Source organism: Leclercia sp. GLN_9 (genome assembly GCF_043105735.1).
GTDB lineage: Bacteria > Pseudomonadota > Gammaproteobacteria > Enterobacterales > Enterobacteriaceae > Enterobacter > Enterobacter adecarboxylatus.
Genome location: NZ_JBICLV010000004.1, coordinates 23,495 through 39,377 on the forward strand (window position 1 = coordinate 23,495; position 15,883 = coordinate 39,377).

The window sequence follows — 15,883 nt, forward strand, 5'->3', positions numbered from 1 at the left end:
AGGTATCCGCAACATTTAGGCAAATCCCAAACGCGCCCGCCATCCTCAGGATTGAGGAGGCATTAATGCCGGAACCGTGAGGCCAACTCCGTGCGGTTGGCGCAATCCAGCTTTTTGAGCGCGTGATTGAGATGAGTGCGAACGGTGGTGAAGCTGATGTTCAGCAGTCGGGCGACCTCTTTATCCCCCAGGCCTTTACTGACCAGATTGACAACCTCCTGCTCGCGGGCGGTTAAAGCCGGTGACGCGTCATCTTTGGGTAAGGCTCTGGCAAACCAGGGCTCCAGCAACTGCAGCAGCGCGATCTCGCGTTGCCCGAACGGCGGGGCACCTTTGGCCCGCCAGATGCGCAGATCGCCCACGTCTTCACCTTCACGTATAAAGTAGACATTCACCCCGTGATGCATCCCGCAGGGTTTCAGGAAGTGCTGGTAAAAGGGCGTTTTGTATAATTCGCGGGCTGGCATCACCTCATCAACCAGCGTCGGGCGCTGTTTTGCGCGCAGAAGTGGGGTGATGGGATCGATATATTGCCAGGTGCTGGCATGCTCGCGCATCGCTTTGTCGTCAATGTTCCAGCTGACGCCATGGCGTGAGGTGTTAGAGAGAGAAGACCAGATGCAGGATGCCGCAAAATCGGCCTGTAACAGGGCGCAGACATTTTCCAGCGTCTCCTGACGCAGGGTGCGGCTGCCCTGACCCGAGCCGAGTTGCCACAGAATGTGCGAGAAGAGATGAAGCTCGTGGGGTGTTAATGGAGTCTCCATATCTGATCTTCTCCCGATGGTGTTGTGTAAGTGAGTGTAGAACAGACCAGGCGCAGCGGCAGAATTGTCTGTAGTTACAACATACAATAAACTTATACGAATAAGACACCTCAACATCGTGCCCGGTTTGCCTTGGTTCTACAGCGATTGGAGGACCGATCGTCGCCGTTTGCGAACAATACGTTAGCGCAAACGGCGACAGCTGGACAGTTAATGATTTAGCCGTCAGGAAACAGAATGCCGGTAGGCCGATCCGCGGACTTTCTCGACCGCCACTTTCCCGGCGATAAACGCATGGTCTGAATTGTAGTATTCCCATTCGCTGTAACGTCCGGCCAGCGTGATGCCATGCAGCAGCAGCCATTTGCGGATCGTTTCCACGTTCTCTTTCCTGTTCTGATCGTAAATCACGTAGGCATACGGGATATCTATCTGATTGGCGGTGATAATCTCATCGTCTGCCGAAATGATCCCGCATTCGATGCACTCCTTAATGCATCGGTCGATTAACGCCTGGCCGTCAACCGGCAGCGGCTTATCCGGTGAATAACTGATTTCGCAGGTCAGGCCGCAACCGCCCGGCGGGCTGCAGAAGGGGCTGGCATTACCCTGGACGAATATGCGGTGGAAGATCGTTTTCCCGGCGTAGTAGATCCAGTGTTTGTCAGTCAGATTGTCGCGACCAATCCCCAGATTCACGCAGCGAACAGAGACGTGGCGCAGGCCTTTCGCCGCTTTACGGACCTCAGGCGGCACTTCATCGCCCATAAGACGAATCAGTTCCGGCAGCACCAGGGTGCTGATCATCCTTTCATAGCGGTATTGCCGTCCATCTGCGAGGGCAACTATGCGCTGATTGGCATATATTTTACTTACTTCAGCCCCGGTCTCGATCCGGCCTTTGATATGCGGCAGGAACCCGTTCATCAGCGCCTGGAAACCGCCCTGTAACGGATACCCGAAGCGGGCGTTAGGCCCCATCGGTTTTGCGGTCTCATTCAGGGCGCCGTCGATAATTTGCTCCAGGTCGGGCAGGGGAACGCGGCCTCCCAGCCAGGACGTCTCCATCTCCGACAGCGGCACAGTCCACAATTTTTTATTGTAGGGGATGGCAAAGTGCCGGGCGATCCCCTTGCCCCAGGTCTCGTAGATAAAGGCTTCAAAGCTGTCTTTTCGCGGCGCTTTTTCTGCCGCGTCTGCGCTGATGTAGTCCGGCACCGCGCCATCGGCACAGCAGTCGTGGTGATGTTTACCCTGAGCGGTTTTCTCTGTGCAGGTCGTCATGCTTTGCACATCAGACCCTGTCCCGTAGCGCGCCTCGATGGCACCCAGAATGCACTCTTTGACGATCGTGGCAGGCAGTCCGTAAAGCGATCCCTGGAACGGATAGCGTGTATAAACACCGTCGGTATAAACCCAGGCTTCGCGGATCTGCCAGTGAATATTGTCGCCCAGCAACGTCTTGTACAGCGCCAGCACGTCTTCGTCTGCGGAAAACATAATGTGGCCCGCATAATCGAAGGTAAACCCTTTGTCCTGAATGGAGCGACAAAGCCCGCCGACCGTGGCATTGCGCTCAAGTAACGTTGCGCCTTCGCCATAGTGATAGGCTGCGCTCAGCCCGGTTGGCCCGGCGCCGAGGATTAAACACTCCTCAACTTCGCTATGGGCCAGTTTTGGTGGAACCAGCCGTAAAACCGGCTCGGAACTGGCCTCGTCAGAGGGGCTATCCCCGGGCGCGACCGACCCTGCTGAGGCATCCAGATAGCGTGAAAACGCGCTCTCAATCAGCGCATGCATGCTCTGCACGGTCTTATCCCACGAGGTGCTGGCCACAATGCTCTGCATTGTCTGCTGCTGCGCTTTTCGGGTCTCTTCCGGCAGCGCCAGGGCCTGTTCACAGGCGGCGATAAAGGCGGCGTGATCCTGAGCGACGGCAACAACGTGGCTATAAGGTTTTTCGACATCGGCAATGGCGGTGCTGACCACCGGCAGCTGCGCGGCCATGTACTCCAGCACCTTTGTCGGGCTAATGAAACGTGTGGATTCATTCAGCGCGAAAGGCATCAGGCACACATCCCAGCCGGCAAGAAACTGTGGCAGGGCCTGATAAGGCTGCATGCCGCAATAATGAATGTTGCTGCGTTGGGGCAGGGTTGCGGGATCGATCTTCACTACCGGGCCGACCATCACGATTTGCCACTCCGGATGCGAGTCCGCCAGGGCGGCAATCAGCGATAAATCCATGCGTTCATCAATGACGCCGTAGTACCCCAGCCGTGGATGAGGAATGTCGTCCTGCAGCGGGTGATGATTTCCCCGATCCAGCGCCTGTTCAAAATGAACCGCATCGACGCTACTGGCAAAACAGTGAATATTCGGGTGACGGCCTTTTCTGGCCTCATACAGGCTGGGGCCGCCGGTAAAGACAATATCTGCCCGTGTCAGCAGGGCAGATTCGCGCTGCAACAGCTGGCGAGGCGCTTTCTCAAAGGCGGCAAGTTCATCCATGCAGTCATAGATGACGATCGCAGGGGTAAAGACTTTCAACAGCGGCAGCGCCATCGGCGTGTAGAACCAGACCACCGGGGTTTCGTCCGGCTCCCGTAGCTCTGTCAGGAGCGTTTCCAGAAAAGCTATCTGCTCGTCATGGAATCCGGGCGCTTTTGATGGCGTGTGGGGCTGAACCACAGTGACGTTCGGGGCAGGCCGGGAGAGTTTCAGCTCCGGTTTATCCGCTGAATAGAGCGGCTCTTCGATAAAGACGATGTGATAGTGCTGGGCAAGACGTGTCATCAGATGCTGTGGACGCTGAAAGACAAAGTCCCAGCGCAGGTGACTAAATACATATATTTTATTCATATCTGATTCCTCTGTGCCGGTGAAGGTCAAAGCGCCGGATGGCCGTTGAAAATGTTCCAGCCGCGCCTGGGTTTGCTTAAGGGCATGTGCATAAACGGTATTCAGATGTCGTGCTTTATCGGGCGCGATGTCCCATAAACCGCAGTGATGCCAGACAGCGTTATTTTCCCAGTCGGGGCGATCAATAATGGGATAAAGGCATATCCCGGTCAGCTCAACGCCTGCCAACTGAGCCTGAGCGACTTCAGAGGCGACGTCGTTAATCCAGGCGCCACGTCCACTGCCAACATGGCTTGTTTCGGCAAGCAGAATAGGGCGGTGATAGCGTTCATAAAGCTCCTGTAACATCGTATGTAATCGTCGTCGGCGGCCATCACCAAGATGCCAGGCGAGGCGCTGGTTGTTTCCCGTCATCCATTGGTTGTCGTGGTAATAATTGGCCCCAATCAGATCCAGATAGCGTGGATGGCCCCCCAGTTCCGGCTCCAGCCGTCCTGCTAACATGTCCCACGCCTGAAACTGCGCAGTGCGCAACGCCTCAGTTTCCTGTTCGACCGTTGGGTCGTTATCGGGAGAAATCAGATGGATAATGGGATCGCAGTGCAACATTCTGGCGCGGGGATCGGCAGCCCATATAGCGTCGCAGGCCGCTATCGCGGCACGAACCAGCTGCCGTTTGATTTGCATGCCGTCCATGTCTTGCCCAAGGGAGGCGGGAAACAGACCTACCGCGATCCCCCAGGCGGTGAAGGAGATTTCATTGATCGGGGAATAGACCGGCGGCTCCTGATACCAGGGGCGTAAAAAAGCCGCCAGCGCGCCGCACAGACGGGCGAAACGCGTTACAAATTCATCTGAGAAAAAATCGGTATCGTCCGGCCAGCCGTAATGGCAAATTGTCCAGCAAATCTGGACGCTATTCTCCTTTGCTGACACCATTTTTGCGGCCACGGCGCTAAAGTCGTAACCACCTGATTTATCAGCGAGTCTCCAGCCAACACTCTCTCTTACCGTGGCAATGTTAAAGAGGCTAAGCGCCCTGTAATCCTCGAGATGTCTGCTGCCGTGGCCCGTAATATCATCCATTGAAAGGGCATGACCCTGCCGTGTAACAAAATCTGCACCCTCAAACCCCGCCTGCCAGAATGAGTTGAAAATCGGCATCTCACTGCTCCCGTATGGATAGTATTTCTCAATAAAAAAGCAAACCAGCATGGTTTTAAAAAGGAGAAATAAATAAGCACTTCTATGGGTCAAATCCTGGTAAAATAACCTGGCTTTCACTCATATTTAGATCGTATTCAGGCATGCCTACCCCCTCGCCGTATTTCATTAAAGGCTAAACAGAGTCAAAAAAAAACCACCCGGAAGTACCAGGTTTGTTTTAACATCCCTTGCAAAAATAAAGGCGAACCAGATCTACTGTTCTCTTATCTTTAAATGATAGACGGGAACCCTGATGAGCAGAGGGTTCTTTTCATGGAGCACCTGCTTCGCTTTGCTAAAAAATGATTAAAATCATCGGGAGGTAAGGGTGTTTTTTTTACGCAATACGCTTCGTTTAAGCGGAATTATTTTATATTGGACGCATAAATTACCCGAAGCCGCTACGTTAGTTAGTCGCAAAACAGGTTTACAGACTGTAATTAACGAAACGGGAGCTTGTTTTATATTTTGGATTATATTTGGGAAGTTTTTCATTAACGCGGGAATATTAAACTGCGCACCTTTAAAATGTATTAAATAGAGGTCGCTAAAAAAATTTATTCTGTAGTTACAACATACAATGCTACTCTTTTATCTATTACCTCAGCATCGTGCACATTCACACGGTCTGGCAAAACAAGATGGCGGGGGCGATTATCCGTTAAAGGGGATAATTTGCACTTATCCCCTATAGGGGGTATTCTCATTTTATCCCCTATAGGGGATTTTTATAAAACATCCGCTATGGGGGATAAACATGAAAGTTACATCGGCAGACGCACTGGCTCAGGCTGTCCGGGATCAGCGTAAGGTCAATAAGTTAACCCAAACGGCAACGGCTGAACAGGTGGGGATTAAACAAACCACGGTATCGGAATTTGAGAACAAACCAGGCTCTACCAAACTGGAAACCTTGTTCAAAATCCTCTCGGCGCTGGATCTGGAGCTGCACGTGGTGAAACGAGGCGGCACGTTGCCGGATAACAATGCCTGGAAGAAGGAGTGGTAAGCAATGCGCGCACAACGACTGACTGTCGCGATGAATGGCGACGTAGTGGGGACGCTGCATCGTGACGGCAGCGGGGCAATGTCCTTCCAGTATGCCCCGGAATGGCTGGCCGAGCCGGGTTCGCGCGCGATTTCGCTCTCTTTGCCGCTACAGCACGGCAGGATCAGAGGCGCGCAGGTCTTTAATTTCTTCAGTAATCTGCTGCCTGACTCTGAGGCGATTATTGCCCGCATGCAGGCCCGATTCCAGGTTGAAACCGCTCATCCCTTTGATCTGCTGGCCAGTGTCGGGCGTGACTGTGTGGGCGCCATTCAGCTCTATCCGCCGGGACAGGAGATCCCCCCGGTAACGGATATCGTGGCCGAACCGCTGGATGACGATCAGATTGCCGCGTTGCTCGACGGGTATCAGATGGCACCGCTGGGGATGACCGAGGAGGATGCCGACTTTCGCATTTCGCTGGCCGGCGCGCAGGAAAAGACGGCGCTGCTGTGGTACCAGGCGCGATGGCAGCGGCCCCAGGGTAGCACCCCAACCAGTCATATCTTTAAGCTGCCGATCGGCAGAATAGAACAAAACAATATCGACCTGAGCGAAAGTTGTGAAAACGAATGGCTGTGTTTGCGCATTGCCAAAGCCTTTGGTTTCCCAGTGGCACAGGCTGAGATGGCAACCTTTGGCCGCAAGAAAGTGCTGATTATCGAGCGTTTCGACCGTCGCTGGTCCAGCAGCGGGTGGCTGATGCGCCTGCCGCAGGAAGATTTTTGCCAGGCCCTGGGCGTGTCGCCAGCGCTAAAATATGAATCTCACGGTGGTCCCGGGATTGCCGATGCCATGAAGCTGCTGCTCGGTTCCCGCCTGGCGGGGCAGGATCGCGAGCTGTTCTTTAAGGCGCAGATCCTGTTCTGGATGCTGGCCGCCATTGATGGTCACGGGAAGAATTTCAGCCTGTTTATCGAGGCGGATTCCGCCTTTCGCATGGCCCCGCTGTACGACGTGATTTCCGCGTTTCCGCTGTTCGACGCAGGGGGGATCCCGGTCAAAAAAGCGAAGATGGCGATGGCGTTACAGGGCAAGAACCGGCAGTACCATTTTGCGATGATCCAACCGCGTCACTTCATCAGCACCGCTGCTTTTGCAGGTTATTCCCAGGAGGCCGCTCGCCGTTTGCTGGCCGAGATGGCGGAGCGAACAGACGACGTTATTGCCTCCGTCAGGGCAGAATTGCCACCGGATTTCCCCGCGCAGGTCAGTGAGGCCATTTTTAAGGGTTTAGCCAGCCAGGCGGCAAGAATAGGGCGGTTCGTGAGTTAAGGGGTTGTTAATTGCGCAATATAACCGGACTTCAATACTAAAAATGGTAGGTGGTTGAGAATTCTTTACAATTGTAAATGATATTTATTTTCATTATCATTTTCTTTACGTAAGCAACTGTAAAGAATAATGACATGAAAACTACCTCTGCCGGAAAGAACAAAACCCTGTGTGCGCTTGCCGTTTGCCTGGCGGTGCAATCTGGTTCGCTATTCGCGAAAGAATTTACCGAAAAGGATTTCGTTGTACAGCCGCTTGGACATGGTGTTTATGAGCTGGCCTATGATAACGCCCAGAAAGCCCTCTATGCGGCATCCGCGCCCTCTTTTGATAAAGACAAAACGGCCGGGCTGGTCTTCCTGCTGTCGGCACCCACGCTAAAAATTGAACACCAAATCCCGACAGAACGCCGCACTTTTGCCGTCGCGCTGGATCAGGAGCAGCACATTCTTTATCTGGGCAACGCTCTGGAAGGGTCGGTCACGCTGCTTAATACGCGCAACAACGACGTCATCAAAACCATCCAACTGAGCGACGATGCCGATCCGGATAAGAAAGCCCACGTTCGTGAAGTGGTGCTGGATAAGAAGCACCAGCGTCTGTATGTGTCGGGGATTGGTCGTAAAGATAAAGGCTTGCTCTGGGTAGTGGATACGCAGAAGCAAGAGCTTGTACACACCCTCCAGAAGCTGGAGCCTGTAGGTTTTGCGGTGGATGAAGCGGGCGATAAAGTTTACGTCGTCTCCGGTACCGGGGAGCTGATCACCCTTGATGGCAAAACGTCGCAGCCGCTGAGCCGCGTGAAGGTCGATCCTGCCGACCCGGAACATTACTTCCTCAACATCGCCCTGAACACCGCGAAAGGGGTGGGTTATATCGCTGACACAAACACCCGCGATGTGCTGGTTGTGCAGCTGGATTCCGGCAAGCTCCTGCACCGTGTCCCGACGCCTAACTCCGTTGGCGTGCTCTATAACCCTGCACGGGAAGAAGTCTATGTCACGCATCGCAACGATCGCCAGATTAGCGTGATCGACGCGACCAGCAACCGCCTGAAACACACCGTTAAAACCGCGGCGATGCCAAACAGTCTGGCGCTTTCTGCCGATGCCAACACGCTCTATGCCAGCGTGAAGCAGGATGAAAAAGCCAATAAAGCGGACTACGTGCTCAAGATTGATTTAACCCAGTTCTAAGGATCCCGTTGTGATAAAGCAAACACGTATGGCCGTGGCGGTCTCGCTCGCTCTGGCTAACCTGCCGCTGGCCGTTGTCGCCGCAGAAACGACCACCGCAAACGAAGATGAACTGGTGGTGACCGCGACCGGTTTTAGCCAGGAACGCCGCGAAGCACCGGCGACAATTTCGGTGGTGAATGAAAAGGAGCTGAACACCCGCTCGAATCAGAACGTCACCGAAGCGCTGCGCGAGATGCCAGGTGTCCTGGTGGGTAACGGTCACGGCAGCCTGGCAACGGGCGATGTCCAGATGCGCGGGATGGATTCCACCTATACCTCGTACATGGTGAACGGCATCAAACAGGCGACCCGTGAATCTCGCCCTTATGGACACCATATCGGCACCGAAGCGGCCTTCATGCCGCCGCTGGCCGCCATCGAGCGGATCGAAGTGATCCGCGGGCCGATGTCTTCGCTCTATGGTTCTGACTCCATCGGTGGCGTGGTCAACGTTATTACCAAAAAGGCCTATAACCTGGAGAAATGGACCGGGGTTCTGGAGGATAACTACTTCCTGCAGGAGAAGAGCGAATACGGCAATACCAACCAGACCAATGCCTTTGTGATGGGGCCGGTGATCCCAGGCAAGCTCGGGGTGAGCGTGGCCGCGGATTATCTCGATCATCGTGACGATGACAGCATCAACGATGAGCGTTTTGTGAAGCATCAGTCCGGGAATCTGGATGCGACCATCTCCATGTCGCCGACCGATACCCAGCTCTGGGATCTGAATGCCACCAAAGGCAACCAGGAGAAGACCCATAACGATAAGCAATGGTACTGGGGCTTTGACCGCGATGCGGCATCACTGTCGCAACACGCCTGGTATGGCGACGATCTGCTGGAAGTGAAAAACTTCATCAGCTACGAAAAAGCCAAAACCGAATACCGCGTTCCGGGGATGTCTTCGCAGTTTATTACTCAGAAAAACTACGAAGCCAACAGCGCCAACACCTTTACGCTGGGCGATCACAAACTGACGTTGGGCGTGAACTTTACGCGTAACGAACTGGATGATGAGTTCGGCATTAAAGATAAGGAAGCGCCGGGCGTAACGCCGGTCAGCGAAATTACCCGTGACGGCTGGGCGGTGTTTGCTGAAGATGCCTGGATGATTGTTCCGGACTTTACGCTGACCACCTCAGCGCGTCTGGATCATGACAGCTACTTTGGTTACCACGTCACGCCTAAGCTCTACGGCAACTGGACCATTGATGAACGCTGGGCGCTGAAGGGTGGCGTCTCTGCGGGCTATAAGAAACCGGATCTGCGGCAGAATAACGAAGGCTTTACCAGCGTGTATGGCGCTTATCCTTACTCGGAAATCGGCATTGGTAATGACGATCTGAAGCCGGAGGAGAGCGTCAACACCGAGCTGGGCCTGTACTGGCAGCAGGACGCGCTGGCGCTGGATGCGACGATCTTCTACACCAAATTCAAGGACAAAATCAGCGACCATCTCATTTGTACCGCGTCGGACACGCAGAAGTGTACCTACAACGGTTATGTCGCCGATACCGTCTTCCAGTACGCCAACGTCAGCGATGCGGAGATCTATGGTCTGGAGCTGAACGGCGACTGGCAGGTAACGTCATCCTTAAGAGCCAACGCCAACTATACCTATACCCACAGCGAGCAGAAAAGCGGGGACTATAAAGGGTATGCCCTGAGCGATTTCCCGGAAAGTATGGCGAACGTCTCTCTGACCTGGAACGCGGTAAATGACCTCGAGCTATGGACCAAGGCCAGCTGGCGCAGTAATTCGCCGGACATCGGGAAATCCAGCGAAACGGAAGCCTACGCGCTGGTTGACCTGGGGGCGCGTTATCATCTGAACAAGAACGTCACGCTGATGACCGGCATCTATAACCTGTTCGATGCGAACCCGATCTACCGCACCTCGTACAACCAGTCGTCGATGCTGGAAGGACGCCGGTATAACTTCGGCGCCCGTATCGAGTTCTGATCCCACTGCCGGAGCCTGCTGGCTCCGGTCTCTTCTCTTGTTATTCCTCGCTTTTCTTCTACAGAAAGTGATTATCAAAGCGGCCGACATGTGATACTTAAACTGGGATACAACAAACCAGGATAATAAAAGATGTCGCAGAACAAAATTGCCCACAAAGTACAGAACCTCCAGTCATCGGCGATCAGAGAACTATTAAAACACAGCAAGATGGAAGGGGTGATTTCACTCGGCGGGGGCATTCCTAACCCGGATCTTTTCGATCGTGAAGGGCTGGAGCTGGCTATGGAGAAGGTGCTCTCCAGCACATGGAAAGAGGCTTTTCAGTACGGTCTGAGCGAGGGCAGCCCGGAGCTACGCGGCGCAATCTGCCAGCTGCTGAGCGGCAGGGGAATTCACTGCGGCGTGGATGACGTGGTCGTCACCTCCGGCTCCCAGCAATCGTTGGATATTCTGGCGCGTGCGCTGATCAATCCGGGCGACATTGTGGTTGTCGAACGCCCCACCTATCTGGCTGCGCTGCAGGTTCTACAGTTAGCAGAAGCTAACTTGATGTCAGTGGGTACAGACGGCGAAGGGATGATCATTGATGAGCTGGAAGCGCTGGTTAAGACCACGCCGGTGAAAGCCGTCTATATTGTTCCGACGTTCGGCAACCCGGGCGGCGTTACTCTGGCAGAGCAGCGCCGTAAGCAACTGGTGGAATTATCCCAGCGCTACGATTTCGTCATCATCGAGGACGATCCCTATGGCGAAATCAACTTCACCGACAAAACCTTCACGCCACTTAAAGCCTGGGCGGCAGAGATGGGCTGCGGCGATAACGTCATTTATACCTCCACCTTTTCAAAAATCCTCGCGCCAGGCGCAAGGGTAGGCTGGTTAGTGCTGCCGGACTGGGTGAAGCGTCAGGTGGTGATCCTGAAGCAGGCGACCGATCTGCACACCAGCTCGCTGTCGCAATCGCTGACGTACCACTACCTGGAGAGCGGCCGTCTGGCCGGGCAGATCGATCTGATTCGGGAGGCCTATAAACACAAATGCCAGATCCTGTGCCAGCACATTGAAAGCGAGCTGGGCGAGCATCTGACATTCCATAAACCAATGGGCGGTATGTTCCTGTGGGCGAAATTCAAATACGAGATGAACACCACGGAATGGCTGAAAAAGACGCTGAACAACGGCGTGGTTTACGTGCCCGGGGAGTTCTTCTACTGCAACGAGCCAGATCATGCCACGCTGCGCATGTCTTACGTCAGCGTGACGGATGAAAACCTGAAAGAAGCGGTGGCGCGTTTAAAAGCGTCGTTGTAAGTTCCCGGTAAAGCAAACGGGTGGCAAAGGCCACCCGTTTTGTTGCCGTCAGCGACGGATAAATTCCAGTAGATCCTGGTTAATCGCATCGGCATGCGTCGTGTGCATCCCATGAGGATAGCCCGGATACACTTTCAACGTGCTGTTGCTGAGCAGTTCATCCTGCAGCAGGCTGGCATTCTTATAAGGCACAACCTGATCGTCATCGCCCTGCAAGATAAGGACCGGCAGGGTGATCGCTTTCAGATCGTCGGTCTGGTCAGTTTCTGAAAACGCCTTAATGCCTTCATAGTGCGCCTTCGCGCTGCCAATCATCCCTTGTCGCCACCAGTTCTGGATCGTGCCCTGTGAAATTTCAGCTCCGTCACGGTTAAAGCCGTAGAAAGGACCTGTCGCCACATCCAGATAAAATTGCGCCCGGTTTGCGGCCAGGGCTTTACGGAATCCATTAAACACCTCAATCGGCGTACCGCCCGGGTTATCCGGTGTTTTCACCATCAATGGCGGTACGGCGCTGATTAAAACAGCTTTCGCCACGCGGCCCTGAGGTTGGCCATACTTCGCCACGTATCGCGCCACCTGGCCACCGCCGGTGGAGTGGCCGACATGCACCACATTGTGCAGATCCAGATGCTCAACCACGGCAGAGACATCGGCGGCGTAATGGTCCATATCATGCCCGTCGCTGACCTGATCGGAGCGGCCATGTCCACGACGATCCGAGGCGATGACCCGGAAGCCTTCCGCTAAAAAGAACAGTAACTGGTTATCCCAGTCATCCGCACTTAGTGGCCAGCCGTGGTGGAAGAAGATAGGTTGTGCATCTTTGGGACCCCAATCTTTATAGAAGATACGGACATTATCTTTTGTGGTGACAAATGACATGGTAGACCTCTCGGGGAGTAACAACACCTGGGTGAAATGGATGAATCTACACGTGGCGATTTACAGCCGCTTAGAAGTCTAGTTGAGATCATTAGCGTCCGCCTCCCAGCGAGAACGTCACCGTTTTGCGCAGCCGGCTCAGGCTGAATAACACCGACGCGACAGAGGCGGCGACGGCGATCCACAGGGCAACATGCACAGCCTGCTCATGTAATGTCTGGCCGGTATCGTTCGATATGACGGTGAGCAGAATACCCACAACGGCGGCGCCAAGGCATTGTCCAAAGGTCCGCGCGATGGACAAGATCCCGGAGGCATAGCTGGCATATTCACGCGAAACGTTAGACAGCATCTCCCTGTTATTTGGGCTTTGAAAACAGCCAAACCCAATGCCGCACACCAGGCTTCGCAGGCAGATATCCCACATGGCAGGCGTAGCGGGCAGCGTCGCCAACAGGATCAACCCCACGGCAAAAATAACCAGCCCAACGGTGGAGATCAGCGGCGCTGAGAACGTATCGGCCCAACGTCCCGCATGGGGCGCAATCAGCACAATTCCCACCGGCCACGGGACAAACAGCAGCGCCGACACGACAGGGCTATAGCCATATACGCTCTGAAACAGAAAAGGCAGCGCAATAAAAGTGATCCCCTGGCTGATAAAAGAGGCCAGCGAGGTTAATGCAGCGAGGGAAAAACGGCCATTGTTGAAAATAGCAGGGGGCAGCAACGGCTCCCGGGCGCGGCGGATATGCCAGATAAACGCAACGGTGCTGACCATCGCGAGCAGACCCCAACAGGTTGCCTCGAGATGGGTGTGTTGAGCCACGGGCTGAGGGCTGGAAAAGCTGTTCGCCGCCATGATCGTCGCCCCCAGCAGCGTCGACGATAACACCGCCCCGGGGGTGTCGAACGCCGTGTTGCCGGCCATGCGTTTTGCGGGTAACGCTTTACCCGCCAGCACCAGGGCCAGAGTGCCCGGGATCAGATTAATGGCGAACAGCCATTGCCAGCTCAGCGTATCGAGGATCGTGCCGCCCAATACGGGCGCAACTGCAGTACTGGAGGCAATAAGCAGGGCATGCAGCCCGAGGACGCGTCCAAGCAGCCGTCCCGGAAAGACCGATCCCAGGATGGCTGGGGCGATACTCAGTGTGGCCGCGCCGCCGATCCCCTGGATAATACGCATACCAATGAGCATCTCAGGGGTTGTTGCCAGCGCACAGCCCAGTGATGTCAGGACAAACGTGCCGAGGCCAGCCATAAAAACCGTCCGAAATCCGTAGCGGGCCGCCAGCGAGGCAAAAATAAGCAACGTCATCGCAGCGGAAAGCAGGTAACCGTTGGCGAACCAGACGGCGATATTTGCAGGCACCTGCATGGCTTTCGCCATAGAGGGCAGGGCAATATTGATCATCGTGCCATCAAACACGCCCATCAGCGTGGTAATCATGACGGCGATCATAACCCGGGCACGCGCCTGCCCTGGCAACCCCTCATCGCCGGGTTGGTTTGAAAATAGCGTATTCATCTTGACTCCTGGGGATGGTGTTTTGATGAAGAAACTATAATCATGGGGTATACAGTGCGGAAGATGCAGTATTTACACTTAATCATTGCACCAAACGCCTTATCTGATATCGCTTAGAGGTTCACTATGTCCGATCCTGATTTTAACCTGCTCGTCGCGCTCGATATCCTGTTGGCAGAAGCGAGCGTTGCAGGTGCCGCGCGCCGCTTAAACCTGAGTACATCCGCCATGAGCCGTACCCTTAGCAGGCTACGGGAAGTGACGGGCGATCCGATCCTGGTGCGGGCAGGTCGTAACATGGTGCTGACTCCCTGGGCTGAAGCCTCCCGGGATCGCGCCAGAAACGCGGTACATGAGGCGAGGGCGGTGCTGCAGCCGTCCATGGAGACGCTCAAGGTGGAAAATCTGGCGCGGTTTTTCACCCTCCGCGCGAATGATGGATTTGTCGTTGCGTTTGGCCCGGCACTGATTGCCGCCGTGGCTGAGGCCGCGCCTGATGTCTGCATCCGCTTTGCGCCGAAGCCTGAAAAAACGTCACGCTATCTGCGTGAGGGGCTGGTTGACCTGGAAATTGGTGTGCAGAGCAATATGGGGCCTGAAATTCGCGTTCAGAGGCTTTTCCAGGACAGGTTTGTGGGTGCGGTTCGTAAGACGCATCCGCTGGCATCGTTACCGACAATCGGTCTAAAGGATTATGTCGCATGGGGCCATGTGGTCGCGGCACCTGACGGATCCTTGCACGGCTTTGCGGATGATGCGCTGGCAGAATCAGGGATGACACGTAAGATTGCCAGCGTGGTGCCTGGTTTCCCGACTGCGTTATCCGTGGCCCTGGCGTCCGATCTGATTGCCATGGTGCCCGCACTCTATTTGCGGAACCAGCAGATGACAGAGCAACTGCATGTTTTTGAATTGCCATTCAAAACCCGGACGATAACGGTCTCGCAGATGTGGCATCCCCGCATGGAAAATGATCCCGGACATCGCTGGCTAAGAGAGAAGGTCAGGGCAGTGTGTCGGACGGCGGGAGAGTGAAGCGATGAAGGTGATATTGGTGCGGCACGCGGAAACAGAGTGGAATGTGCGAGGCATTATTCAGGGGCACAGTGACAGCCCGTTAACTCATCGGGGTTTGCGCGAAACATCTGCCTTACTGGCGGCGCTTGCTGCAAGTGATCACCAGATAGAATATGTTTATGCCTCTCCGCTTGGACGTGCCTGGCAAATGGGTCAGCGCCTGGCTGAGCACTTTCGCTGCTCGTTGACGGCTGAACCCGCTCTTAAAGAACAGGCATTTGGTGAATTTGAAGGCATGTCCACAGACCTGTTCGGACAAAATCATCAAAACGAAGCCCATGCATTATTTGAGCGAGATGCAGATTACTGCCCACCAGGTGGTGAGTCTCTCGCACATGCGTCACAGCGGGTTATGGATTTTTTATTTCGCCTGGAAGCAACTTCGCGTCATCAAACAGTTTGCATTGTGTCTCACGGGCATGTCAGTCAGGGCGTTCTTGCGAGGCTTAACGAAGGGGCTATCGTTAATTTCCCACGGTACGCGCAACCCAACGCGAGTTACTCTGTGTTCGATCTGATCAATGGGCAGTGCAGCGCTGTCAGTTGGGGAATTGCCACGCACTTGCTTAAACTTGCCTGACCAACAACATGGGGCGCGGCGAGTGGTGAGAGAAATCCGGGACCCAGACCCATGACGAAAAACGACCGTATTGCCAGTGATGCGCTCAATGGTAGAAGCTTGACTGAAATGCTTCGACTTATGAAAAGAAGAGG

Annotated in this window: 11 protein-coding genes; 7 read left to right on the forward strand and 4 right to left on the reverse strand. The window is 54.6% G+C overall.

Going from position 1 to position 15,883, the window contains the following annotated elements; all coding sequences use genetic code 11:
• Positions 1-62: 62 nt before the first annotated feature.
• Together ACF8PE_RS00135 and ACF8PE_RS00140 are read right to left on the reverse strand one after the other, a co-directional pair.
• Positions 63-767 (reverse strand): response regulator transcription factor, encoded by a 705-nt coding sequence (locus tag ACF8PE_RS00135; RefSeq protein WP_032618100.1) that lies wholly within the window; start codon positions 765-767, stop codon positions 63-65.
• A gap of 225 nt (positions 768-992) precedes the next feature.
• The gene (locus ACF8PE_RS00140) at positions 993-4,793 is read right to left on the reverse strand and encodes an NAD(P)-binding protein (protein ID WP_392494178.1); all 3,801 of its coding nucleotides are present in this window, start codon (positions 4,791-4,793) and stop codon (positions 993-995) included.
• A 799-nt stretch (positions 4,794-5,592) separates the two neighbouring features.
• Here ACF8PE_RS00140 and ACF8PE_RS00145 point away from each other — a divergent pair.
• The 5 genes from ACF8PE_RS00145 to ACF8PE_RS00165 all read left to right on the forward strand — a co-directional run bounded on the left by ACF8PE_RS00145 (position 5,593) and on the right by ACF8PE_RS00165 (position 11,676).
• A complete protein-coding gene (locus tag ACF8PE_RS00145) occupies positions 5,593-5,844 on the forward strand; it encodes a helix-turn-helix domain-containing protein (protein WP_032618098.1) in 252 nt (83 codons plus the stop codon).
• 3 nt (positions 5,845-5,847) lie between these two features.
• The gene (locus ACF8PE_RS00150) at positions 5,848-7,158 is read left to right on the forward strand and encodes a type II toxin-antitoxin system HipA family toxin (protein ID WP_117386531.1); all 1,311 of its coding nucleotides are present in this window, start codon (positions 5,848-5,850) and stop codon (positions 7,156-7,158) included.
• Between the two features lie 134 nt (positions 7,159-7,292).
• Positions 7,293-8,354: a YncE family protein gene (locus ACF8PE_RS00155; RefSeq protein WP_392494180.1), complete on the forward strand. Its 1,062-nt coding sequence runs from the start codon at positions 7,293-7,295 to the stop codon at positions 8,352-8,354.
• A 10-nt stretch (positions 8,355-8,364) separates the two neighbouring features.
• Complete coding sequence (locus tag ACF8PE_RS00160; protein WP_392494182.1) at positions 8,365-10,362, forward strand: TonB-dependent receptor domain-containing protein; 1,998 nt, start codon at positions 8,365-8,367, stop codon at positions 10,360-10,362.
• 132 nt (positions 10,363-10,494) lie between these two features.
• Entirely contained in the window at positions 10,495-11,676 is a 1,182-nt protein-coding gene (locus tag ACF8PE_RS00165; protein WP_032618094.1) for a PLP-dependent aminotransferase family protein, read from the forward strand.
• 48 nt (positions 11,677-11,724) lie between these two features.
• On the opposite strand, the gene ACF8PE_RS00170 is transcribed toward ACF8PE_RS00165, so the two are convergent.
• Positions 11,725-12,561: an alpha/beta fold hydrolase gene (locus tag ACF8PE_RS00170; protein ID WP_077227570.1), complete on the reverse strand. Its 837-nt coding sequence runs from the start codon at positions 12,559-12,561 to the stop codon at positions 11,725-11,727.
• 91 nt (positions 12,562-12,652) lie between these two features.
• A complete protein-coding gene (locus ACF8PE_RS00175; RefSeq protein ID WP_392494184.1) occupies positions 12,653-14,092 on the reverse strand; it encodes an MFS transporter in 1,440 nt (479 codons plus the stop codon).
• A gap of 126 nt (positions 14,093-14,218) precedes the next feature.
• Between ACF8PE_RS00175 and ACF8PE_RS00180 the strand changes: the two genes are divergently transcribed.
• Together ACF8PE_RS00180 and ACF8PE_RS00185 are read left to right on the forward strand one after the other, a co-directional pair.
• Complete coding sequence (locus ACF8PE_RS00180; RefSeq protein ID WP_338534617.1) at positions 14,219-15,127, forward strand: LysR family transcriptional regulator; 909 nt, start codon at positions 14,219-14,221, stop codon at positions 15,125-15,127.
• Between the two features lie 4 nt (positions 15,128-15,131).
• Positions 15,132-15,749 (forward strand): histidine phosphatase family protein, encoded by a 618-nt coding sequence (locus ACF8PE_RS00185; RefSeq protein WP_392494186.1) that lies wholly within the window; start codon positions 15,132-15,134, stop codon positions 15,747-15,749.
• Positions 15,750-15,883: the final 134 nt, after the last annotated feature.